At 40.2% G+C, this 23,739-nt stretch carries 22 protein-coding genes; 16 read left to right on the top strand and 6 right to left on the bottom strand.

The window, feature by feature from the left end; genetic code table 11:
• Nucleotides 1–5: 5 nt before the first annotated feature.
• The 4 genes from FTU77_RS04410 to FTU77_RS04395 all read right to left on the bottom strand — a co-directional run bounded on the left by FTU77_RS04410 (nucleotide 6) and on the right by FTU77_RS04395 (nucleotide 3,405).
• Nucleotides 6–1,760 (bottom strand): bifunctional alpha/beta hydrolase/class I SAM-dependent methyltransferase, encoded by a 1,755-nt coding sequence (locus tag FTU77_RS04410; protein WP_180054889.1) that lies wholly within the window; start codon nucleotides 1,758–1,760, stop codon nucleotides 6–8.
• Nucleotides 1,761–1,807: 47 nt separating this feature from the next.
• Nucleotides 1,808–2,443 carry a CDP-alcohol phosphatidyltransferase family protein gene (locus tag FTU77_RS04405; protein ID WP_168378667.1) on the bottom strand — a complete coding sequence of 212 codons (636 nt, stop codon included), beginning with the start codon at nucleotides 2,441–2,443 and terminating at the stop codon, nucleotides 1,808–1,810.
• 81 nt (nucleotides 2,444–2,524) lie between these two features.
• On the bottom strand, nucleotides 2,525–3,109 hold the full coding sequence (locus FTU77_RS04400) for an acyl-CoA thioesterase domain-containing protein (RefSeq protein WP_257223570.1): 585 nt from the start codon (nucleotides 3,107–3,109) through the stop codon (nucleotides 2,525–2,527).
• Nucleotides 3,110–3,120: 11 nt separating this feature from the next.
• Nucleotides 3,121–3,405: an acyl-CoA thioesterase domain-containing protein gene (locus FTU77_RS04395; RefSeq protein WP_180054884.1), complete on the bottom strand. Its 285-nt coding sequence runs from the start codon at nucleotides 3,403–3,405 to the stop codon at nucleotides 3,121–3,123.
• A gap of 154 nt (nucleotides 3,406–3,559) precedes the next feature.
• Here FTU77_RS04395 and ybaK point away from each other — a divergent pair, with 154 nt between their 5' ends.
• Nucleotides 3,560–4,027, top strand: a complete 468-nt coding sequence (gene ybaK, locus FTU77_RS04390) for a Cys-tRNA(Pro) deacylase (protein WP_180003791.1) — start codon at nucleotides 3,560–3,562, stop codon at nucleotides 4,025–4,027.
• Nucleotides 4,028–4,381: 354 nt separating this feature from the next.
• On the opposite strand, the gene FTU77_RS04385 is transcribed toward ybaK, so the two are convergent.
• Together FTU77_RS04385 and FTU77_RS04380 are read right to left on the bottom strand one after the other, a co-directional pair.
• Nucleotides 4,382–5,059, bottom strand: a complete 678-nt coding sequence (locus tag FTU77_RS04385) for a hypothetical protein (protein ID WP_180054882.1) — start codon at nucleotides 5,057–5,059, stop codon at nucleotides 4,382–4,384.
• On the bottom strand, nucleotides 5,059–5,328 hold the full coding sequence (locus FTU77_RS04380; protein ID WP_180003768.1) for a hypothetical protein: 270 nt from the start codon (nucleotides 5,326–5,328) through the stop codon (nucleotides 5,059–5,061). Before FTU77_RS04380 ends, FTU77_RS04385 begins: the two co-directional genes overlap by 1 nt.
• 274 nt (nucleotides 5,329–5,602) lie before the next feature.
• Here FTU77_RS04380 and FTU77_RS04375 point away from each other — a divergent pair, with 274 nt between their 5' ends.
• The 15 genes from FTU77_RS04375 (at nucleotide 5,603) to FTU77_RS04305 (ending at nucleotide 23,677) form a co-directional block, all read left to right on the top strand.
• A complete protein-coding gene (locus FTU77_RS04375) occupies nucleotides 5,603–5,872 on the top strand; it encodes a hypothetical protein (RefSeq protein WP_168378663.1) in 270 nt (89 codons plus the stop codon).
• A gap of 590 nt (nucleotides 5,873–6,462) precedes the next feature.
• Nucleotides 6,463–8,247 carry an IucA/IucC family siderophore biosynthesis protein gene (locus FTU77_RS04370; protein WP_180054880.1) on the top strand — a complete coding sequence of 595 codons (1,785 nt, stop codon included), beginning with the start codon at nucleotides 6,463–6,465 and terminating at the stop codon, nucleotides 8,245–8,247.
• Entirely contained in the window at nucleotides 8,240–9,697 is a 1,458-nt protein-coding gene (locus FTU77_RS04365; RefSeq protein WP_180054878.1) for a lysine N(6)-hydroxylase/L-ornithine N(5)-oxygenase family protein, read from the top strand. The genes FTU77_RS04370 and FTU77_RS04365 overlap by 8 nt, the downstream gene beginning before the upstream one ends.
• Nucleotides 9,697–11,532 carry an IucA/IucC family siderophore biosynthesis protein gene (locus tag FTU77_RS04360; RefSeq protein WP_180054875.1) on the top strand — a complete coding sequence of 612 codons (1,836 nt, stop codon included), beginning with the start codon at nucleotides 9,697–9,699 and terminating at the stop codon, nucleotides 11,530–11,532. Before FTU77_RS04365 ends, FTU77_RS04360 begins: the two co-directional genes overlap by 1 nt.
• 54 nt (nucleotides 11,533–11,586) lie before the next feature.
• Nucleotides 11,587–12,219 carry a GNAT family N-acetyltransferase gene (locus FTU77_RS04355; protein ID WP_168378659.1) on the top strand — a complete coding sequence of 211 codons (633 nt, stop codon included), beginning with the start codon at nucleotides 11,587–11,589 and terminating at the stop codon, nucleotides 12,217–12,219.
• Nucleotides 12,216–12,608 (top strand): hypothetical protein, encoded by a 393-nt coding sequence (locus FTU77_RS04350; RefSeq protein ID WP_180054873.1) that lies wholly within the window; start codon nucleotides 12,216–12,218, stop codon nucleotides 12,606–12,608. The genes FTU77_RS04355 and FTU77_RS04350 overlap by 4 nt, the downstream gene beginning before the upstream one ends.
• Nucleotides 12,584–13,855, top strand: a complete 1,272-nt coding sequence (locus FTU77_RS04345; RefSeq protein WP_257223574.1) for an MFS transporter — start codon at nucleotides 12,584–12,586, stop codon at nucleotides 13,853–13,855. The genes FTU77_RS04350 and FTU77_RS04345 overlap by 25 nt, the downstream gene beginning before the upstream one ends.
• A gap of 15 nt (nucleotides 13,856–13,870) precedes the next feature.
• Nucleotides 13,871–16,138: a TonB-dependent receptor gene (locus FTU77_RS04340; RefSeq protein WP_180054869.1), complete on the top strand. Its 2,268-nt coding sequence runs from the start codon at nucleotides 13,871–13,873 to the stop codon at nucleotides 16,136–16,138.
• Between the two features lie 111 nt (nucleotides 16,139–16,249).
• Entirely contained in the window at nucleotides 16,250–17,470 is a 1,221-nt protein-coding gene (locus FTU77_RS04335; protein WP_180054867.1) for an MFS transporter, read from the top strand.
• A gap of 236 nt (nucleotides 17,471–17,706) precedes the next feature.
• The gene (mtlD, locus tag FTU77_RS04330; RefSeq protein ID WP_180054865.1) at nucleotides 17,707–19,878 is read left to right on the top strand and encodes a bifunctional mannitol-1-phosphate dehydrogenase/phosphatase; all 2,172 of its coding nucleotides are present in this window, start codon (nucleotides 17,707–17,709) and stop codon (nucleotides 19,876–19,878) included.
• Between the two features lie 190 nt (nucleotides 19,879–20,068).
• A complete protein-coding gene (locus FTU77_RS04325) occupies nucleotides 20,069–20,743 on the top strand; it encodes a 2'-5' RNA ligase family protein (RefSeq protein WP_373685805.1) in 675 nt (224 codons plus the stop codon).
• The gene (gene cobU / locus FTU77_RS04320; RefSeq protein WP_180054863.1) at nucleotides 20,740–21,261 is read left to right on the top strand and encodes a bifunctional adenosylcobinamide kinase/adenosylcobinamide-phosphate guanylyltransferase; all 522 of its coding nucleotides are present in this window, start codon (nucleotides 20,740–20,742) and stop codon (nucleotides 21,259–21,261) included. Before FTU77_RS04325 ends, cobU begins: the two co-directional genes overlap by 4 nt.
• Nucleotides 21,258–22,310: a nicotinate-nucleotide--dimethylbenzimidazole phosphoribosyltransferase gene (cobT, locus tag FTU77_RS04315; protein ID WP_180054861.1), complete on the top strand. Its 1,053-nt coding sequence runs from the start codon at nucleotides 21,258–21,260 to the stop codon at nucleotides 22,308–22,310. Before cobU ends, cobT begins: the two co-directional genes overlap by 4 nt.
• Nucleotides 22,311–22,934 (top strand): histidine phosphatase family protein, encoded by a 624-nt coding sequence (locus FTU77_RS04310; RefSeq protein ID WP_180054859.1) that lies wholly within the window; start codon nucleotides 22,311–22,313, stop codon nucleotides 22,932–22,934. It abuts the gene before it with no gap.
• The gene (locus FTU77_RS04305) at nucleotides 22,931–23,677 is read left to right on the top strand and encodes an adenosylcobinamide-GDP ribazoletransferase (protein WP_180054857.1); all 747 of its coding nucleotides are present in this window, start codon (nucleotides 22,931–22,933) and stop codon (nucleotides 23,675–23,677) included. The genes FTU77_RS04310 and FTU77_RS04305 overlap by 4 nt, the downstream gene beginning before the upstream one ends.
• The last annotated feature ends 62 nt before the right edge of the window (nucleotides 23,678–23,739 follow it).

The following is a 23,739-nucleotide window of genomic DNA, read 5'->3' as shown; positions in this document are numbered from 1 at the left end:
CAAGCTTAAATTTTTTGTGCAACGGAAACGGTGAAAATACCAAATTCATCAATAACTTGATCGATTTTTTTGAAACCAGCTTGCTCAACTAATGCATCCATTTCTGCTTGTGAGCGTAAACGCATCACCCATGCATCTCCTTGGCGATGTGAGGTCAGAGCACGGGCAATAAACTCTTGTTGCGGATGCCAAATTTGACCTGTGTAGATGAGATACCCATCTTTCTCAATGGCCTGACATAAGCCGGATAAGGACTGTCTGAGTAAATCATTATCACTAAATAATTCGTATAAACCTGAGACCACGGCTAGAGTGGGTTTAGGTTCAACACTGGCTAATGAAGTGGCATCAAAGGCATCCGCTTCTACAAAATTGGCAATCTGGCTTAAACCTCTTTGCTCAATCATTGCTTGACCCGCTTGTACATTGATCGAGCTATAGTCTCTAAGCAGGATGGATTCAGGCTGCTCAGGCAGTTTTTGTACAGCATCTAAAATATATCGGCCATGGCCTGCAGCAATATCCATAATCCGTACCGCGTGTTGGTCATCATGTAACTTAGAAGCATATTTCGTTAATAGCGCTTCAATATTTTGTTTTCTAAGGCGAATGCCACGCCAACCAATCGCATTTAAATATTGTCGATCGATGATTTTACCGAGAGCATTTTGGCTTTCTGATTGATCTCGATAGACAAAATCTAAGGTGCTACCAGAGTCATATCCTGTATCTTCACCAATTTTTAAGCCCTTGGAAAAGAGACTACCAATTTTAAGATTTTGTTTGGTTAAGCTCCAAAATGCATGTTTTAAAGAGTGTTTTGGAAGCGTTGAACTTAAGGTTTCTGCAACAGCACAGCTCGGGCCAATTTTATCGGCATCTAAAAGTTTAGGTGCGGAATAGGGTTGTTTAAAACATTGTTGAATAAAGCGATGGATTTTATCTGTGGCGATTTTGCGATGTTTTTCACCCAAAGTATCATGATAAAAACCGTCTAAGACGTGAAATTCCTTCATTGGATGAGGAAGTTTTTGATAAAACGCCAATTGCGGTTTTTGATGCACCACGAAGTCAGATCCTGAACATAAAACCTGTGTAGGAACGAAAATATTTTGTGCATCTTTAACGATTCGATCTGAGGCTGCATATAGACCCAGCAGCATACGGACCGATATGGCCCGAGCGATCTGCGGGTCAGTGTCATAACTTTGCGCACGTGCAGTATCGTGCGTCAGCATTTTGGCTTTGACATAACTATTAATAAAAAAGTTGCCAGCGAATTTGTTGAGGAGTGTTAAGCCAGGTTTTGCAAAAGGCACATAGAGTTTGATGTCGAATGCAGGCGAGGCAAGGCATAAAGCACGAATTTTAGGGGCATAATCATGCACCCATGTCGCGGCTAAAACAGCGCCAACGCTTTGAGCTACAATTGCTATATTTTCTGATCGAATTTGGTAATTTTGTTCTATATGCTGAACAAAATATTGAATGTCTTGAACGCATGCAGAAAAGCTCGGTGCATCTCCTCGTTCACCAGGAGTATTACCGTGACCTCGGGCATCCCAAGCGAAAAAATCAAAATCAGGCAAATTCAATTCATTGACCAAATGCGCCATTCGTCCCGAATGTTCATGGCCACGATGAAATAAGATCACCGCTTTTTTCTTACGGTTGCTTTTTAAACTGCTATTTTCCCAATGTTGATAAAACAAGGATGTTCCATCATGGCTCGTAAAGGTATGCTGAGTATTGTTATACATTGTGTTGTTCTCAAAATAATGAATCGACTGACGATCTAAACTGAAATTTATTGTGGGTTGATAATGCTATTTTTAATGCGGTTATAAATCGTAATAAATAATAAAAAGATGGTAATAATCAAAATACTATTGCAGATAAGAGACAATGTATTTAAGCCAACATTCAATATAGAAGAGGTCACGATGATGACGCAGATGATGCTAAATACAAAAGCGCGGTCACTTTTTCCCATTGGACCATCGTAACGACGTTCTTGCCCCACTAATGGCGCCATCACACCGGTATATTCGGCAAGTATGGCGAGAAAACAGGTTAAAATAAGTAATTCAGCTTGAATAAAAGCAAAACAAATTAAACTAAAATAGAGTGCTGAGTCGGAAATCACATCACATAATTCATTATAAAAAGCACCGAGTTTGGATTGTTGGTTGAACTCACGTGCCAGCATGCCATCTATGGCATTGAAGCCCATTCGAATAAGCATCCACACGGGGAAAATCAACAGTAAAATGCCAATACCGTTGTGAGAAAAATAGATATAAATAAAAAATGCCACAGCTAGCGAAATGAACATTGCCAGTAGTGTTACTTGATTTGCTGTAATACCAAGATGATGAAGTGATTTAACCAAAGGTCGAAGTAAGTTTTGAAATGCAGGCTTAAGCTGGTAGATCGAAGGCATATTATTGTTATAGCGATATGATTTGCATGAATTTTATACGCTTGATGCATAACTTAACAAGAATTTGAATGTTAAAGATTGTCACAAGGCTGACGATTCGCCTGTATAACGCATTAAATTTTCTTGTGTGGTGCTTGCGACTAATTTTCCATCTTGCCACATTTGCCCATGAGTAAGCCCACGTGATTGCGAGGTTCGAGTGGTATTCATGTCATAGAAAACCCAATCATCCACCCGAAAGGCATGATGAAAATACATCGAATGATCAAGGCTAGTTGCGATGAGCTCAGGAGACAGATAATTTAAACCATGTGTTTTGAGCGCCGCAGAATATAAATTATAGTCTGAATAATATGCTGCAATGGCCTGATGTATATGAAGTTGGTCAAATTGTACATCCAAGGCATCATGGAGTTTTAAATATTCTACATATTGATTTTGATTTAAGACAGAAGCTTGATCGGACGGTGGCAAATCTGTCAGCACGTATTCAATTGGTTTAGATATAAGCTGAAAAGGCTTTAAAAATGTGGCCTGATATGCAGGTGAAATAGTTGATTGGATTTGCGTTTTATAGAATTGCTCTTCTTTGAGCATACTTGGTGGAAATTGTTGGATCAAATCTGGTTCAGGTATTTGATACTCCATACCCATTTCGTTATCCATATAGGACAACATCACCATATATATTGGTTTGCCATGCTGTATGGCGTATGGCTATCACGTAAATTTTCGACTTTAAATAATACGGGATGATTTGCAAGACCCGCAGAAATAAAGTTGGCATGTAAAGAGTGGAGTGGGAGTGTGCAGGTAAAGGATGCACTGACTATGCTCTGAGCAAGTAATTGCCCACCAAAAATATGGTCACCAAACAGAGGTTTGCTCTGTGCCAAAAAGTAGCCCTGATCTTTGGGCACTACAGATAATAATTGGATGAGGTCTTGAGTCAGCGTTGTCATATTTTTTTGAAATTTTTGCTTTGTTTAAATGTATTCAACTCAAACTTATTGCACAAGTCATGTTCATGAAAAATATAAAAGTGTTCGCCGGTCTTTCTAGAATAGGCTTATAATCGAGTTTTCCTAGTTGTCCGAATGGAATGACGAAAAAGCAATGACACCTGCATGTAAACTCTTAAAATCTAATAAAATCGACTTTACAATTCATGAATATGACCATGACCCAGAAGCAAAAAGTTTTGGTTTAGAAGCTGCGGAAAAACTTGGTTTAACCGTCGAAGAAGTGTTTAAAACCTTGATGGTTACGGACGATAAAAATTACTTTGTTGCCGTATTGCCAGTTGAATATCAGCTAAATTTGAAAAAAGTGGCCACAGCATTTGGCTGTAAAAAACTAAAAATGGCAGACCCAAAAGATGCAGAGCGTTTAACCGGATATTTGGTAGGTGGTATTAGTCCAGTTGGACAGAAAAAACGCTTAAAAACTGTGATCGATGCTTCTGCACAGAACTTAGCTAAAATCTATGTGAGTGGTGGTAAGCGTGGTTTGGATATTGGTTTAAAACCCGAAGATTTAGCAAAAGTTTTGGGCGCAAACTTTGCTGATGTGATTGATGATTAAATGTGGTTTTTGACTACTTAAATTTAAGTGAATTTAGAGGGAATACCTTCCACTTCAAAATCTATAAAATAACAAAAGCCGCATTGAGCGGCTTTGTGGTTCGATGACGCATCAAGTGTCACGGATTTATTGGACATGGTGCAGCTTTTTATATTCGATATACAGGGTACTAAATTTAGGATTGTAGGCTAAATATGATTATTAGAAGGTATATTTATGGTGCTTCTTGAATTGATATGAGAAATACCGAGCGCGCAGAAATTGATGCCAAATTTGATGTGAAATGAGGGTTGGCAGCTTTGCATATATATATTGATAATGTTGTAAACCAACCATGGGCTGGTTTTTTTTGCATTACATTTGGGATTTGTAATTATCTAAGATAGATTTTCTACCATCAGGAATTGTTTCTATTTCATAGAGCGACTCATATATTTCTTTGTCTTCTGAAAATTTTTTTGAGTCCACAAGCTGCTTTAATTTAGATTTATATTCTGTTTTACCTGCATGGAATAAGCTCGCATAGTAAGCCCATTCTGTTTGATCGTAATAGGGATCATTTTTGGGCATATTATCTAACTGTTTTTTATATAAATTAGCATTGTATAAATAACAGTCTTCAATATCCTTTTTTGGTTTGTTTAAAACTTCAATGAGTAAACATTGAAAATTTTTCATATTGGTTGTTTCTTTTTTTTCTAAAATTGTATTTGTAATAGCAAAGGCTTCTTCATAATTGCCAAGACGCATATTGATGTTTAGTAAAAGGTTATTTCGTTCATTCTCTGAGTTAATTTTAGAAATTTTAGGTAGAATTTTTTTGAGCTTTTGATTGGTTATTTGAGGGTCCAACTCACTTTGAGATTGAATTAGTATCTGATTATATTCATTGATGATTTCTTTACTTTCTGGAGAACGCTCAGCATCAACTTTAGTTGCTGAACTTTGTGCAAGGAGGGCTGTTTCACTTGAATTACCACAAGCTGAAAGTGGAAGGATTGATAGTAATAATGGAAATATTATTTGTTTCATTAGTTTACACGCTTAGCTGCTGAATTTAGTTTAAAAGTATATTTCTTATATGGAGGAATAGGGGTTACGTATCCCACACTATCTGCTGGTTTCACGGTGTATCCTAATGTTAATTCAACCTCAACGAGTTGTAAGTTTGGCTCTGGTAAAGTGATATCGCAACTTCCAAGCGGTGCTTTCTTTTCATCTGTATCCCAAATTCCTTTTCCAACTGTTAATTTAGTTAGTAACACACTAAGCAGACAAGTTCCTTCTGCTAATACAGTCATGACTCCTGCCATTGGAAGTAGTTGTAAGCTCACTTGGAAACAGGTGGGCTTTTTTGTTATTTCCGTTTTAGCTTTGAATAACGAAAATCCATGAAGTTGCAGAAGCAAAATTTAGTAAAACTTCATGTTTAGAGGCTCATTCATTAACAGTGCTTAATTATATTTAAATGTAAAAATACCTATAAAAAATAGGTATTTAAAATCCGACTAAAACAGTTGTATTTTAATTTAAAAGCTGTAATTTGAAAGAGCGATCTAATAAAGAGACAACAAAATGCCTTATTCAAATACTAAAGCGATTATTGAGCAAATCTATAATTTTGTATTAGAAAAACATGGTTTAGCGTCTAAAAGTCGATTTATGCAGTTATCGATTTTCTTTAAAGAATTACATGAAGGGGATGAGTCAAAATTTACCGCAGATAGGTCTTTTTATTACAAAGGAATCTTTAACAACAGAGAAAAAAGTGTATTTGCGAATGCTGCACCTGACTTTTTTGATAAGCACAAGTTTTTGGATTGGGTTGTTAAATCAATTGATTGATTTCAACCCAATCATTTGAGTACATATTCATCACTCATGCTGTATAGCCAGTCTGAATAGAAGATATAGATCAGAAATCAGTAGGTGTTTGTTATAAAATACATGCTTATAGGCAATAAAGATGCATGATCAGTATGATGCCAGTAAAGTCTTCAATCATTAAAATTTAACTACACTTTTTGTACTTTGCTTTAAATAAAAGCTCGGTTGGAAGCAGAATATAAAAACCCATGTAAAAAACATGGGTTTTTAGTTTAAGTTGCACAATGTGATAATTTGGCTAAAAATTAAGCAATTCGATTCATTTGTTCTATGCTAAATGAGAAAATTATCATTTAGTTCCATTTCAGAAAATTGTATAAATAAAAACAGAAAAGTTCATATCAAAAAAATTAATTTTTAAATACATAGAGATAAGACCAAATTTGCAATCCTGTAGCAAATCTTCACAAAAATGCAATTATTAACAATAATGATTATCATTAACATAGTTTCACGCTGGCCAGCGTACTAAGCATGACTTGCACAGTTAAAGAAACATAATTACATGACAAAGCTTGGAAAAGCTTAAAAATAGAGGATATGGTCAGATGAAAGAGCTTGCTAATCGCTTGGCGATGCAGCATCTTGTCAATGCATACTCACAAGAAACCGGTAAAGGTATTTTGCTGGAAAAGTATCAACAGAATTCATCACAATTGACGTTTAGCCAAGGCTTGACGTTGTTATGCATCCCTTTAGATTGCATTCAATCACAGTTATTTGTACCACTATCTTATGTCAGCCTTGTTGGTAGACATCGTCTTGCAGATCTCCCATACGTTTTTAATAAAGGACAGAAACTGTCATTTAGTATCACCGCGATCGCGAGTTTATTGCTTGAACAGCTCGTACAAGAGTCAGGTCATACACTGGATGCTTCATCATTATTAGAGCGTTGGATCGAAAGTCGTGAAGCGCTTACACAATTTTTGACACTACGTGAACATGATTTAGAGGCCTTGGTCCAAGCGGAACAAAGTTTCATTGAATCAGAACAGGCCTTAATTTTAGGGCACAGCATGCATCCTGCACCGAAAAGTCGGGTTGGTTTTGTGCATGAAGATTGGGAAAGGTATTCGCCAGAAGCCAAAGGTCTCAGCCAACTGCATTATTGGTTGGTTGCTCCAGAATATATTCAAGAAGGTTCAGCTTTAGATCAAACTGTATCAACGCAATTGAAAAGCGAATTGCAATGGCATTTATCAGAAACAGATCAAGCACTGCTCAATGCCTATTCGCATTATAAGTTATTACCTTTGCATCCTTGGCAAGCACGCTATTTACAGTCAAAAGCATGGTTTAAAAACTTAAAAACCAAATTAAAAATTATCGACTTCGGCGAAAAGGGTTGGACATTTTCACCAACAACATCTGTACGCACCATGGCAAGTTTTGCGGCGCCGTGGATGTTGAAACCATCACTTTCCGTAATGATCACCAATTCAATCCGAGTCAATCTTGCCAAAGAATGCCACCGTGGTGAAATGACCCATCGACTTTGGCATTCAAGTCTTGGTGAACGTATTTTAAAACAATGCCCAACGCTCAAAGCGGTGAATGATCCTGCATGGATGGCATTGAGCATAGATGATGAAATAGTCGATGAAACTATTTGCATCTTCCGTGATCAGCCTTTTAGTGAAAAGCAGCAGGTGAGTTGTATTGCATCATTGTGTCAAGATCATCCTGCACAGCCGATAAGCCGTTTTAATGCACTATTCGAACAAATCGCAAAACAACAACCTGAACTTGATCAAAGCGCCATTGCGATCAATTGGTTTAAACAATTCTTAGCTATCAGTCTAAAACCACTGATGTATTTGTATCACCGATACGGAATGGCTTTTGAATCACATCAGCAAAATGTCTTACTTGAGCTTGAAAATGCAATGCCTAAATATCTATGGCTGCGTGACAATCAAGGCTTTTACTATATTGAAGAACTTGCAGGTGATGTCTTAAGCGCGTTTCCAGAGTTGCAAGAAAAAGCGCATGCCGTGGGTTCCAAAGCCTTTGTCGATGAGCGCTTTAGCTATTATTTCTTTGGTAATACTTTATTCGGCATTATCAACGCAATTGGTGCAACTGGATATGTCAAAGAGCAAGTGCTGATATCGATATTGCAAAATGAACTGTTGGACTTATATCAGGCTTATCCAGAAAGTTCATTGATTCATTCATTACTTTATCAGCCGACCTTGCCGTATAAGGGTAATCTGTTGACGCGCTTGTATGAGCTGGATGAATTGATTGCCCCAGTCGATCAGCAATCGGTTTATGTACAGTTGCCAAATCCTTTATGTGTGGAACAGAAGGATGTGCAATATGCTTGATTTTATTGGGATAGGCTTAGGGCCATTTAACCTCAGTTTGGCGAGTTTGCTACATAAGCAAAATCATTTGCAGTATCAATTTTTTGAAAAGAAACCACAGTTCGACTGGCATGCGGGTATGCAATTGCCCAATACGGTATTGCAAGTGCCGTTCATGGCCGATCTGGTTTCCATGGTTGATCCAACCAGTCCTTTTAGTTTTTTAAACTATTTAAAGGCACAGCAGCGTTTATATAAATTCTATTTTTTAGAACAAGCTCAGATTCCTAGACGTGAATATAATCATTATTGTCAGTGGGTTGCAGACCAACTAGAGCATATTCAATATCAATCAACCGTAAAAGCCATTTATGCCCAAGAGCAAGGCTTTGAAGTCATGGTTGAGCAAGATGGACGTTTTAGACGTTATCAATGCCGAAATTTGGTCATTGGTTCGGGTAATGTTCCGCATTTACCACAGTGTCTAAAAGACATACAACAGCAATATCCGGAGCGCTGCTTACATTCTGCAAATTATTGCAATGCAGCGTTAAATCACTTGAAAGGGAATGTGGTTGTACTGGGATCAGGCCAGTCTTCGGCAGAAGTCTTTATGGATCTGTTTGATCGTCAATATATTCAGGATCAGACCACAACAACGCAGTTTAAGTTGCATTGGCTGACCCGTTCTAATGGGTTTTTCCCGATGGAATATGCACCACTTGGATTGGAGCATTTTAGTCCGGATTATACCGCGCATTTTTATCAACTGAGCCCAGAAAATAAAGCCGAACTATTGAAGCAACAAGGCCTGTTATATAAGGGCATCAGTGCAAAAACCATTCGTGATATTTACCAAAAACTATATCACCGGAGCATTGGTCAAAATATTAAACAGACGCATTTACATGCTCAGGTGGGTTTGGTCGCTGCCGAGCCGCATGGCGCGGGCATCCGTTTGCAGTTTCAGCACAAAGTCACAGCAGAACAATTCTATCTAGATGCAGACTTTGTTGTGGCTTCAACGGGATATCACAGTCCAGAGTGGCAATATCTCAAATATCTAAAACCGCTGATTCAGTGTGATGAATTCGGTCGTTGGAAAATCAGTCAGGACTACCGAGTACAGCATGACGCTATTGGTGAAATTTTTGTTCAAAATCAGGAAATGCACAGTCACGGTGTAGGAACACCAGACTTAGGGCTTGGAGCCCACCGTGCAGCGGTCATTGCCAATCAATTATTGGGTTTTAACTTATACGATTTGGGTGATCAAGCGCAAAGTTTCCAACATTTTTCACCCAGTGAAAATGCTGAAATGCACAGTATGGGCATTGTGAAGAAATCAGCGCAAACCAATATCCAAAGACCATTTTCCGTTAAAAAAACCATTGCCAACTATGCAATGAACCGCAATACGACCATGCCGAATAAGCAAGAACAGAATACGGTTAAACTCGAGAAATTATAATGACATTTGCAAAATTAAAGATAAATCAAACGCAGTGGCGCCGTGCAGGACAAAGACTGATTGAAATGGCGATTGCTGAGTTTTTATATGAAGAAATTATTCAGATTCAGCCAGTGGAAAATAACACTTGGCAACTCAAACTGGATGATAAAACGTATCAATTTGAAGCGACTCAGTTTCTGCTTGGGCATTGGCGTATTGTTGAAGGGAGCGTTCGAGAGTTAAGTGAATCGACAACAGAGCCCGCATGGAATCTGCATGAATTTATTCGTGCTTTTTCAAATCAAGCTGAGGTGAAACCATTTACCAAGGCATATTTGATTAAAGAAATGAACAATACATGGTTAGCAGAAGCCCATGTTTTTGATGAACAGCGATTGCTGAGTCATGCTGTCTTGTCAGCGCCACACTATCAAATTGAAGGCATGTTACGTGGACACCCATGGCTTATTATGAGTAAAGGCCGTATGGGCTTTGGCTATGATGATTATTTAAGCTCCGCACCAGAGATTTCTCCAACGGTCAAAGTCTTATGGTTAGCTGTTCATCGTGATTTAGCTGAGTTTCGTTCGACCGAGGCTTGGGATGCGAAAAGCTTATATCGCCATGAATTGAATTCTGCGCAATTACACGATTTTCAACAGCAATTGGCGGACAACGCCTTAGATGCTGCTGAGTATTACTTTATTCCTGTACATGCATGGCAATGGCATCAGTGGTTAATCCCGACCTATGCCAATGAAATCGTCGATCAGCGCATTGTAGAGCTGGACATTGGACAAGATGACTATGTGCCAATGCAATCAATTCGTACTTTATGCAATACCAGTCATCCTGAACGTCATTATGTAAAGTTACCTGTCAGTATCTTTAATACGGCGGTATATCGAGGTTTGCCTTCAAAACGAAATTTAGCTGCACCTGCGGTGACCGCTTGGCTGAAGGACATTCAACATCATGATGTAGACCTGCAAAAAACACAGGTAGCATTTTTGGGTGAAGTTGCAAGTTTAACTTTGCAACAGCCATGTTTTGATCAGATAGACGGTGCGCCTTACCAATTTAAAGAATTGTTTGGTTGTTTATGGCGTGAAAGTGTCGAGCCATGTATTGGTGAACACCAGTTAGCACTTTCCCAAGCAGCATTGTTGCATCGAGACATAAATGGTCGGTCTATTTTATCCGTGTTGATTGAGGCTTCAGGTTTGACCCCTTTGCAATGGCTGAAACGTTTTGCTGAAGTTTGTGTAACACCGCTACTGATTTGTTTATACAAATATGGTTTGGCTTTTTCTCCCCACGGTGAAAACACCATGTTGATCCATGAAAATGGCTTACCGAAAAAAATGGTGCTGAAGGACTTTATTGATGATGTCAATTTAGTTGATGAAGATTTTCCTGAACTCGAAAATTTACCAACTGAAGGGCAAATTTTACTGCGCCATCCTGCTGAAGAACTTAGTCACTTTATCTTTACAGGTTTGTTCATGGTGCATTACCGCTATATCTGTAATGTCTTCCTTGAAGATTATCCAGAGCATACAGAACTTGAGTTTTGGCAAACCATCTCCACCGTGATTGACGAATTTCATCAGGCACATCCTGAATTGGCAGATCGTATTGAAAAATTCAGTATGTTCCGTCCACGTTTCGAGAAAATTTGTCTGAACCGTGTTCGACTGTTTACCACCAGTTATAACAACGAAGCAGAACGACCAGTACCTGTATTTTTAGATCCTATTGCAAACCCTGTGAGTCCAAGCACTTTAAATCAGTGGGCGAAACAACAGCATACCGCCGAACAGAAAACGACAACTAATCGTATTGCGTCATAAACAGATTTTTGAGCTAAGAACAGAAAAGATTAAACAAATTTAAAGGACGACATCATGACAACGTTATCACGACAACTACCTGATTTTTATGAATACCATGAGAATGAGACGCAATACTACTTACGACAAATGCAATATCCAGAAGATATGGCTTTGGTTCATAAATGGATGCATGAACCGCATGTGATTCCACAATGGCAGCTCAATAAGTCAGAAACTGAACTAAAAGTGTATTACGAAAAAATGCTGGCGGATGATCATCACCGAATTTTGATTGTAGGAGTCAATGGTGAAGATGTGGGCTACACAGAGATTTACGAGGGAAAACGGGATCGTTTAGGTTTGTACTACGACGGTGATGAGCTGGATCTAGGTTGGCATTTGTTATTTGGTGAAAAGTCCGTTTTTGGTAAAGGCTATTTACGTCCTGTCATGCGTTTATTGAGTTTTTATATCTTTGAAAATGCCGCATCAGCCAAGATTGTGGGAGAGCCTGATCATAGTGTGAAGCCTTATGCCGTCGTGGTTGAAGACATGTGCTATGAAGCACAGCGCCTAATCCCAATGCCTGAAAAGACCGCCATGTTGTATTACTGCTTTAGAGAAACATTTTATTCAAAATTTGGTCATTACTTAAACGACTCCAAGGCATTTCAGCATCAGCAACTAGCTAAGGCGGTGTCATGAGTTATCGCTGCACCCACATGCACATACTGGACATGCGCTTTTCAGCGCATGTTTCAGTGGAAGAGTTTGAACAATGGTTGACTCAAGTTGAGCGCTTTTTTCTGAAAAGTCAGCCCTTTGTTTTGGTTATGCAAACGGCTGAGGGAACGACTTTTCCTGAAGAATATCGGCAAATACAGGCCGTTTGGTACAAGAAGTTTAAACATCTCTTTTTTCAATATTGTTTGGGTCTGGTGCGTATTGCGCAAGATCCAGATGACTTCAAACGTTTAAATACACCCGCGCTGCATGCAGCGTGGAGTGTGCCTTATTACGTTTCATTAGAACAGTCTGATGCGCTGCAATGGGCAGTGCAGAGGTGGATATGCAACAACACCCAAGAAAATTAAATCATGCAATTTCACCATCTCAAATTTCAGTCCTGAGTTTGAGCGTCGTGATTATTTTGTACTTAGCACATGCATTGCCTTTGTATTTTTACAATGTGGCTTTGCCTGCCATTTTACGACATCAAGGGGTAGATTTACGCTGGATCGGCATGTTATCGCTGCTTTATATTCCATGGGCATTCAAGTTTTTTTGGGCGCCTTGGATCGATCAGCTCTATGTCAAAAAACTCGGTAAACGTAAAACATGGCTGTTGTTTACGCAAATCGCATTGGTACTGGGGGTACTGGTTTTAGCCTTTACGCAGTTTTCTTATGGGCTGACTTTATTTGTCATTGTTGGTTTATGGATTTCAACGTTTGCGGCAACGCAAGATATTGCGATTGATGGTTATACCGTAGAGAAATTTACCGAAGGCAATTACCGTCTGGGCAGTATGGCACAGAGTATTGGGGTGGCCGTCGGTAGCATGCTTGGTGGCGCTGCAACTTTATGGATTTACCAATATTGGGGTTGGCAGTCAGCGCTCACAACTTTAGCGCTGCTGACATTTTTAACCATGTTTGCTGTGTTTTTTATTCAAGAAGAACCACAAACTCAAATTGCCAAAGCCAAACCAAGCCTACGACAAGCGTTTAAACGACCTGAGATTCGTTGGGCTTTGCTGCTCATCGTTTGTTATCGCGTGGTGGAAGCACCCGCTATGGCGATGCTGAATCCCATGTTGATCGACCAAAAATGGTCACTGTCTCAGATCGGGGTGTTGATGTCTGTGGTCGGTGCCGGTGTCGGTCTGATTGCAGCCGTTAGTGCAGCTGTATTGCTGAAAAAAATCAAAGCGACGCAATTGTTGGTCTGGGCAGGTTGGTTACGTACATTGCTATATGCCGTCATTGGGGCAGCCGTTGTATTGGAGTGGTTGAATCAATGGCATCTGCTTTTAGGTCTATTTGTCGTGTTGATGCTAGCCATTCGTTATATCGCCATGACATCACTCTATGCCTATTTCATGCAGACCAGTTCTAAAGAACAGGCGGGTACCGATTTCACCATATTAGTGTGCTTTGAATTGCTCGTTTACTTCATTGGCGGTGCATTTTCAGGCTTTCTCGCAAAATCATTAGGCTATGGACATTTTTACTTGGTATTGGCAATTGGCTCAGTAATCAGCGTCTTAATTAGTCAGCGCATTGTTTTAAAAACACAAAATTTTAAAAATCAAACACTTCCGACTCAATCGGAACTCTAAGAAATGGAAAAGAATATGAAACGTTTAGCTCTACCGATGCAACTGACGTGTCTCAGCTTAGCAATTTGCACTCAGCTTTATGCGCAAGACGTCACGACAGACACTGCACAAAATACTGCAGTTGAAACACAAACTGCAGAAGCTACTAAAATGGCACCGATTGTTGTGACGGCAACTCGTTCTGCGAAAAGCATTGCCGATATTGCGGGTACGGTGTACAGCATTCCTAAAGAAGAAATTGAAAAACAAGCCAATGCAGGTAAAAGCACAGCCGATATTGTCGGTTTATTGGTGCCATCACTGACTCCATCGAGTGGTACAACGTCTAACTATGGGATGACCATGCGTGGACGTGTGGTGCAATACATGATCGATGGTGTGCCGCAAACGGGATATCGTGATGGATCTCGACAACTGGCGAGTATTAGCCCGTCGATGATTGAACGAATTGAAGTGGTCTCTGGTGCAAGTAGCATTTATGGTTCAGGTGCAACAGGCGGTATTATCAATATCATCACCAAACGTGGTGGATCTGAGCCGCTAAGTTTTGAAACGAAAGTCGGTGTCACTTCTGGTAATAACTTTAAGTCTGATGCGCTGGCTTATGAAGCTGCGCAAACCATGAATTTTAATCAAGGCAATTTACGCGGAACTTTAGGTGCAAGCTATACCAAACGTGGCGAAATACAAGATAGCCATGGCAATCGTATTGGGCCTGAAATTGCGCAAACAGACCGTCAAGATACCGACACTTTAGATCTAAATGGTCGTGTCAGTTGGAAAATTGCCGATGGTCAAACGCTGAGTTTTGGCGCGCAATATTATAATGATGAGCAAGATAGTGATTATGGACCTGACTATGGTCCAAATTTAAATGCGCTGCGCTCACAGCCCGTGGGTGGCAAGCTGCCGTTGTCATTAAATGCAGTAAAGGGCTTACTACTTGCTGAACAACCACAAACTGAACGTTATAGCGTCAACGCACAATATGAAAATCAAGATATTTTAGGCCACCGTCTAAACGCTGAAACCTATTATCGAAATGAAAAAGCACGGTGGTTCCCATCTGCACGTCAAATGGCACCTGAACTCTTCTTGGTGTATCAGTCAGAAACCGATATCGATGTTTTAGGCGCGCGTGTTGCTCTACAAAAAGATCTTAACTTAAATGGTCGTGAACTGGGTTTAACCTATGGTGTGGACTATGAAAATGAAAAAGATCAACAAAATATCCAAATGTATGACAGCGCAACGTTTATTCAAAGTAATGGTTTGAGTTATCAGCCGTTTAACTACTATGCCTTTGGCCCAGATGTTGAAACAGAAAAACTTGGCGTATTTGCCCAAGCGCAATATGAATTAACTGACCGACTTGGCTTACAAGCAGGCATTCGCCATGAACGTGTAGAAAGCGATGTCGATTCATCTGTGCCTTATATGGAAGCAATTACTGCAGATTTAACCCCAGGTTATGTGGCGAAAACACTGAATGGCGGCAAAGTAAAACATAATGCAACGCTGTTTAATGTTGGCGCGGTGTATCACTTAACAGATGCACAGCAAGTGTTTGCTAATTTCTCACAAGGTTCAAACTTGCCCGATGTGCAACGTATGCTGCGCGATGTGCCGGCAAATTCTGTGATTAATAGCCAAACCATTGACCCGATTAAAGTCAATAACTATGAACTCGGATGGCGTGTACAAAATGCCGGTGGTTTAAATGCAGGCGTGACGGCTTTTTATAATGACTCAGATAAAAGCCTGAAATTTGGTGCGCCGAATTACACCATTGATGTTATTGATACCGATGAGCGTATCTATGGTGTCGAAGCCAATGCCAGTTATGAAGTTCAACCAAATTGGACGGTTGGCGGCACAGTTGCATATACCACGGGCCAATTTAAAAATACCCAAGGTGACTGGCAAGAATTGGATGCCATTCGTGTGGCACCTTTAAAAGGAACAGCATTTTCAGAATGGCAGTTTGATAATGACATGAGCCTACGTGTTCAAGCTTTAGCGATTGGCGGTACAGACAAAGCCCAAAAAGATGCTGTGAAATATGGATCTGCTCCAGCAGCGGCAATTAAAGGCTTTGCAACGATGGACGTGATTGCCAATGCAAAAGTAGGACCGGGTAATGTGGGCTTTGGTGTCTACAACGTGTGGAATACGGATTATAAGTCGGTGTACAGCCAGTCGGTTGAAACTGTCTATGGCCCAATTTCTAGCCTAGCTGCACAAGGTCGTACCTACGGTTTAAGTTATACAGTGAAATACTGATTTAAATCCTGAATCGTGTTTAAAGCACGGTATCGTGACTTACAAAATAGCGGTGGCTTAAGTCACCTCTATTGTTTATAACGTAGCCATTAAAAATGGATAACAAAAATAATGGATCGAAATAACAAACTGTTTATTGCTGCCAGTCTTGCCAATGGTGCAAGTTTCTCGATGATATTGCCGCTGTTGGCGCCATTGGTTCGTGAGTTAAAACTTTCTGAACTACAAGGCGGCGCGATGGTTTCCGTTGGTGCGCTGCTGATGGCCATCGGTGCCATTTACATTTCAAAAAATCAATCTAAGTTTTCGATTTATCAACTCTTGAGTATCGGTTTTGTGGGCATGGCTGTGACATGGGGGCTATTTACAGCTGTGTTGATGTATGGCCTTACTGTTCAGATAGGGATGTTGCTGCTGTTTAGTTTATTGATGTTGTCACGCGCAGCGACTGGGATATTTATGGCGATGCCACAGATTGCCTTGCAAACTTATGTGATGACCCGATTTAGTAATGAGCAGCAGCGTTCACAAGCGATGTCAAAATTTGGTGCATTAAACAGTGCAGGCGTGATCATTGGTCCATTTCTAACAACCTTGCTGCTGGGCTTTGGTGGAATCATGACGCCGCTGTGGGCTGCAATCATTATTTTAGCGTTGATTTCTGTGGTCTTGGTGTTCAGCTTTGATCGACATACCGAACAGCATAGCGTTGAAAAGCCAGTGACAGCTAAGGATGAGATACCATCTACGGATTTGAGCATTCAGCAATGCTATCCTTGGTTAATGTTGGGATTCAGTCTCTATCTTGCCATCGTGACCGTAAATTTAACGGCCGGGTTTTATATTCAAGACCGCTTTAATATGACTGCTGCAGAAGGCGCAGTGCATTTTGCAGAGTGTTCTCTCATCGTGGGTATTGCTTTGGTGGTGATGCAAACACTGATTTCTAAATATTTAAATTGGTCTGTATATCGCTTACTGTGGGTTGGGCTGTTTAGCATGGCTGCAGCCTTGCTAATTTCGGTTTTCACCAATGAATTACGGATATTCCAAGCCACGTACCTGTTATATGGTATATCGGTTGCGTGTTTAATCCCTGCATTTACAACGGGTGCAGCGCAAACGGCGCCCAGTGCGTTACAGACCAAGGTGGCAAGTTGGTGTACAGCCACTCAGGCTTTGAGCTTTGTTGTCGGGCCACTGATTAGCACGGGTTTATACCAGTGGCACAAAGAATTTCCGTATTATTTTTTATTTTTAGTGATGCTCGGTCTGATCGTATTCTTTTTATTTCAAACCAAAACTCAAACCGTGAAGCGAGTGACTGAGTGAAATATGCATCGAGTTGTATAAATACTTCAATAGGTCGGTGTGAAGATAGGACTATCCTGCCAATAGATGGTTTTGATTACATGATGTTACTTGATCGGTGATTGATCTTACAAAATAGATTTTAAAAGCAAGATTTTTGATTAAAAAATAACCACAATTGTTTCATTAATTCTCAAAGTACTGAATCAATAGTTTTCTCCGTTATTCTTTTTACATAAAAAAATAACGGAGGTTAAATGCTTAAATTTAATAATGATTTGGTTCTGGGCGCCATTTTTGATATGGATGGAACAATGTTTGATACTGAACGTTTACGGTTTCAAACATTGAAACAGGCATCTCTTGAATTGACCGGTGTTGAGTTTTCCGAATCGTATCTGATGAATTGTTTGGGGCTAAGTGCACAAAGCGCGCATCGATTGGCCCAAGCCGAATATGATGAAAACATTCCATACGCAGATATTCGCAAACGTGCAGATGAATTAGAGCTGGAGCATGTTCGTCAGTTTGGTGTACCGATCAAAAAAGGCTTGGTTCAAGTATTAGAACGCTTACGCAAGTCAGGACTACGGATGGCTGTAGCAACATCGAGTCGCCGAGCAATCGCAGAAGAATATCTCATCAATGCCAATGTGTATAAGTTCTTTGATGTCTTAGTCTGTGGTGATGAAGTTGAAAATGGTAAACCGCATCCGGAAATATTTATACGTGCTGCCGCAAAGCTGAATTTAAGTCCTGCTGATTGTTTGATGTTTGAAGATTCGGAAAATGGTGTGACTTCAGCCTTTGACGCTGGCGGTATTACTGTACTGTTTAAAGATATTAAATCGCCCAATGAAAACATGCTGTCCAAAGCCAAATATTATTATGAATGTATGTATGACTGCTTGACGGAACTTGACCCGTTCACTGCGCATTTAGAGATGCCGCATGTGCAAGAGGCTTTTCCACAAACACTTAATCAGCTCACTGTCGGTATTCATGGTTTTGGGGCGATTGGTGGTGGCTATTTAGCTCAAATTTTGTCGCATTGGGATGGTTATACTCGCCCGAAAAAAATCTATGCATCGACTCGTAACCCTTTATATCGTTCTGCGGTCAATGCATTTGGTACCTATAGTATTCGCTATGGTCAATTGTCTTATGACGAACGCGTTGAAAACATGGCAGTCATTGATGCTGAAAATATTCAGCAGATGCAAGAGATGTACACAGAGTCAAGTTTGGTTGCCATCTGTTTGCCTGAAAAAGCGATTGCAGAAGAGGCCAAAACCATTGCACAAGGCCTGTATGCACGACATATTGCACATGATGAGAAAGCCATCGAACCTCTAACGATGCTGATCATTTTGAACAAAGTCGGAGCAAAACAATTATTAATGTCACATTTAAAACAGGCTTTAACTGAGCTTGCTGGAGCGGTTGTTGCAGAGAAAATCATGCAACAACACTATTTTTGCGATACCGTGGTCAACCGCATGGTATCTAAGTTAAGTGACCAAAACTTATATCGTCAGCTCCGTATAAAATATAATATCTTCAAACAATTTCAATTAGATGAAGTTGAAGTAGATGCTCAATTAGACTTAGAAGATGCGACGAAATTAAATCCAGATCAGGAACGTCAGGCTACTTTATATGTTGAGGATATGCGCCGCAATTTCCACCCAAGTCATATATTGCAAAGCATGGATTTAATTTTATTCAATGCTGAGTCTGACATGCCGATCTATGTAGAAAATAACAGTCCTTTGTTAGAAAAAATGCGTCAAATGATTTTGGTCGATCATATTGAAGATATTCAGCTAATCAAAAATCGCTTATGGAATGGCGTACATGCCATGTTGGCTTGGCAATCTGCACTGTTCAATCATCAAACCATAGGTGTGGCACTTGCAGATCATCGTGTTGATCAATTTATGCATGAACTCATTGACGAGGTGCAGGCTGGTTTAGCACGATGCTTACCTAATCGTGCTTTTGATTTAACACGACTGGCAGAAAGCTTTATAAACTCTTGTGAACATGCGTATAAAGATCCATGTGCGCGTGTGGCACGAGATCCTTTACGTAAACTTGCAATTAATGAACGAGTGTTGGGCTCGTTGGCGACCAATCTGAAATATGGACTGGAGACAAAGCACCTACAGCAAGGGATTGTCTATGGTTTGATGTATGCCGTGAGTGTAAATCAATGTTCGATGGAACAGGTTATCAACTTTATCCAGTTGCAATTTTCAGAACTGAAAAAGACCAACGAGCTTGAACAACTGGAACGTATTGAACAGATTGAGGCCAATGTAATGATACAGTTGCAGCATTTTTCTGATCAGTCCACAGAGCAGTTTACATCTTGGAAAAACCATGCTGTAACGCAAGATCAGAAAGATACTGCGAAATTTGCCTAAAATATAATGCTTATCTGTGCGCAATGTATATTGAATCAAAATGCTGAGTATGACTCGGCATTTTTTTCTTACAAAGAAGCTTTAGATGAATGAATTTCAGCTTTAAATGAATATTACTAAATCAAAATTGGGCAAAGTCTGTTTTGATTCATGCTTTAATAAAGCAGATTAAATTTAAAGTGATTTATCTGTGTTTTTAAAACCCTCAATGCAAGTCGTACCGACGCTCAATCAGGATTATCCCGATTGGCATCAAGGTCGTCAGCACTATGCTTTGTGGTATATAGAAATACAGGATCCTGAATTATTGGCATATCTCACAGCACTTCGAGCGCAGTTTTCAGATCTTTTATACACGCCGAATACGCGCCAATTTCATATCACCGTGTTTATTTGTGGTTTTTTTCAAGAGCTGAATAAAACCCAATTAATCGATCATTCTGAACAACGATGGAATGATAATTTCTCAGCAGATGAATTGGCACTGCACCAACAACAACTTCGACAGTTATCACTATCTAATATTCGGTTACGTACAGGTCAGATCAATAGCTTTCAAAGCGCGCTGTTTATTGAAATTGTGGATTTAGAACGTAAGTTAGACCATCTACGTCAAGCTTTGAATTTTAGTTCGAATGAAATTGCACCAATAGACTATTGTCCGCATATTACATTGGGATTGTATAAACAGGCGTGGAATAGCGATGATATTTTTGAAAGAATCCAACAAATTGAGCAGCACAGCTTTGATTTTGAAAGCGAGCAACTGACTTTTGGTCATTATCAGGCTCAAGTATTACAAGGGGCTTTGAGTCCTTATTATCAACATCAGTTCAGACAAAATATAGAGATGGCACAGTCATGATTCATTTCATTTTGGGTGGGGCGCGTTCAGGTAAGAGCCGACTTGCAGAAAAAAAAGCCAAAGAAAGTGCTCAAGCCGTCATCTATGTGGCTACAGCACAAGCCTATGATGAGGAAATGCAGGAGCGAATTCAGCATCATCAAGCAGACCGTCCTGAGCATTGGGGGCTGATTGAAGAGCCTTTGTATTTAGCTGATCGCTTAGTTGAAATAGATCGGGCTTATCAAACCATTCTTATCGATTGTTTAACGCTGTGGATGAGTAATTTATTGCTGCATGAACAAGCAGATTTTCAACAGCATCAATGCCAAAAATTACTTACGGTGCTGCCAATATTAAAGTCAGACATTATTTTAGTCAGTAACGAAACTGGGCTGGGCGTTGTTCCCATGGGACAAATCAGTCGAAAATTCGTCGATGAATCTGGGCGCTTACATCAACAAATTGGTCAAATTGCTGACCATGTGGTGTTTTGTGTTGCAGGTTTTCCAATGATCTTAAAAGGAGATAAAGCATGAACTGGTGGCAAGAACCCTGTCAAAATCCGAGTATCGAAGCTAAGCAACAGGCGGCAAATCACCAGTTACAGCTAACCAAACCTACGGGCTCACTTTCAGAACTTGAAAATGTTGCGGTACAACTTGCATCATTACAAAACACGGATCAGCCCAATATCGACTTCCCATGGATCACCATCTTTGCAGGTGATCATGGCGTGATGGAAGAAAATATTTCGGCCTATCCTCAAGCTGTCACACGCCAAATGCTACAAAACTTCACGACCGGTGGTGCATGTATTAGTGTCATTGCACGTGAGTATCAAGCCAAACTACAAGTGATTGACTGTGGTTCGGTAGGTGACGCTTATGAATATGCAGGAGTAGAGCGCTACTGTATTGCAGCGGGTACAGCAAATTTTGCTAAAACTGTTGCGATGAGCGAATCACAATGTATTGAAGCGATGAATCTCGGCCGTAAAAGTGTTGAAGATGCTATCGCTGCAGGTGCGTCAATTTATGTCGCAGGGGAAATGGGCATTGGCAATACCTGTTCTGCTTCTGCTGTTGCATGTTTTTTATTTAATGAGCCGGCCGAAAAACTGACAGGTGTTGGTACAGGTATTCGTGCTGAACAATTGGCACATAAGAAACAAGTGATTGATCAGGCCTTGGCTTTACATCAGGACTATGTTGGCCAAGATGTCTTTAAAGCTCTTTGTGCTGTTGGTGGCTTGGAAATTGCCGCGATGGCTGGAGCGTACATTCGCTGTGCGCAATTGGGTTTGGCAATGGTGGTGGATGGATTTATTAGTACGGTTTCTGCCTTGGTCGCTGTTCGTTTAAATCCTTCTGTACGTGAATGGATGCTCTTTGGTCATCAATCGGCTGAATATGGGCACCAACGTTTACTTCAAGCCCTTGAAGCTGATCCACTTTTGAAGTTGAATTTACGTTTAGGTGAAGGCAGCGGTGCCGGTGCGGCATTGGGTTTAATTCGTTTGGCATGTCGTTTACATAACAACATGGCGACTTTTGCACAAGCTGCTGTGATTGGTGAAAAAGTTTAAATGGAACATTTCCGTTTAGATATATTGCGTCATGGTGAGACTGAACTAAGCAATACCTTACGTGGCTCTACAGATGATGCTTTGACGCAAAAAGGTTGGCAGCAGATGCAGCAGACCATAGATGATGTATTGAACGTCATACATACACACGATTTAGCGAGTTGGGATGTCATCATCACTTCTGACTTACAGCGCTGCCGTTTATTTGCTTTAGATTTGTCTCAACAACTCAAACGTCCAATGTTTGAAAATGCGAAGTTTCAAGAAATGCATTTTGGCGACTGGGAAGCGGTATCAACCAAACATATCTATGAAAACACCCCAGAGTTACTCGCACAGTTTTGGCAAAGTCCCAGCACATTTACGCCGCCGAATGCAGAAAGTCTTCAGCAATTTCAACAACGGATATTTAGCGGTCTAGATGAGTTAGTCTTGCAGGCTCAACAGCATCATTGGCACCGCGTTTTATTGGTTTCCCATGGTGGCGTGATTAAATTGTTAAAATGTATGGCACAGCAATGTCATTTAGATGATTTATTAGAAATGACTGCCGAATTGGGACAATTAAATTCATTCATTGTTCAAAATCGTGCAAATATTCGTCTTTTGGAGCAAAGTGAATGACACCTTTTTGGATTGCTCTACAGTTTCTCACGACGTTTCCGATTCAACTTAAAGCGATGCCATCGAAACAGCAAAATGGACAGTCTTTGTTGTTTTATCCAGCGGTGGGATTGTTGATCGGTGGCATTCTTGCCTTGCTTGCCTTTATATTGCATAGTCTGCCGATCATCTTACTCAGCAGTATTTTGCTTGTGGTCTGGATTTGGCTCACAGGTGGTTTACATCTAGATGGTTTAGCCGATACTGCAGATGCATGGGTCGGTGGCTTTGGTGATGCCGAGCGCACACTTAAAATCATGAAAGACCCTGCATGTGGGCCGATTGGTGTTTTGAGCCTCGTCGTGATTTGCTTACTCAAATGGTCGGCACTTTATGTTTTGCTACAACAGCAAATGTATTTGGCAATAATTGTATTTCCAGTCTTGGGTCGTTTAGCCCCTTTATTTTTGTTTTTAACAACTCAATATGTCCGCGAAAAAGGCTTAGGCTCATCGATAGCAGCAACTATTCCACGAAAGTCGGCATACATGATCTTTATACTCTGCCTAAGTGCATGTTTGTATTTTAGCTGGCTTGGAGTGGTGAGTATATTCGCGTTTATTTGTACTTTACTGTATTTGCGATGGAAATTTATTCAGCGTATAGGTGGCGTGACGGGCGATACAATTGGTGCAGCGATTGAAATCACAGAGGTGATGAGTCTTTTAGCGTTTGTCATAGCACTTCATTATGTAATTGCTTAGTTTTACAGTGAAATGACTTAACTCCTGATTTAAAAAAAGCCCAGCTAATGCACTGGGCTTTT

Source organism: Acinetobacter sp. YH12142 (assembly GCF_013418435.1).
Classification (GTDB): Bacteria; Pseudomonadota; Gammaproteobacteria; order Pseudomonadales; family Moraxellaceae; genus Acinetobacter; species Acinetobacter amyesii.
This window is presented reverse-complemented; position numbering and strand designations above follow the sequence as displayed.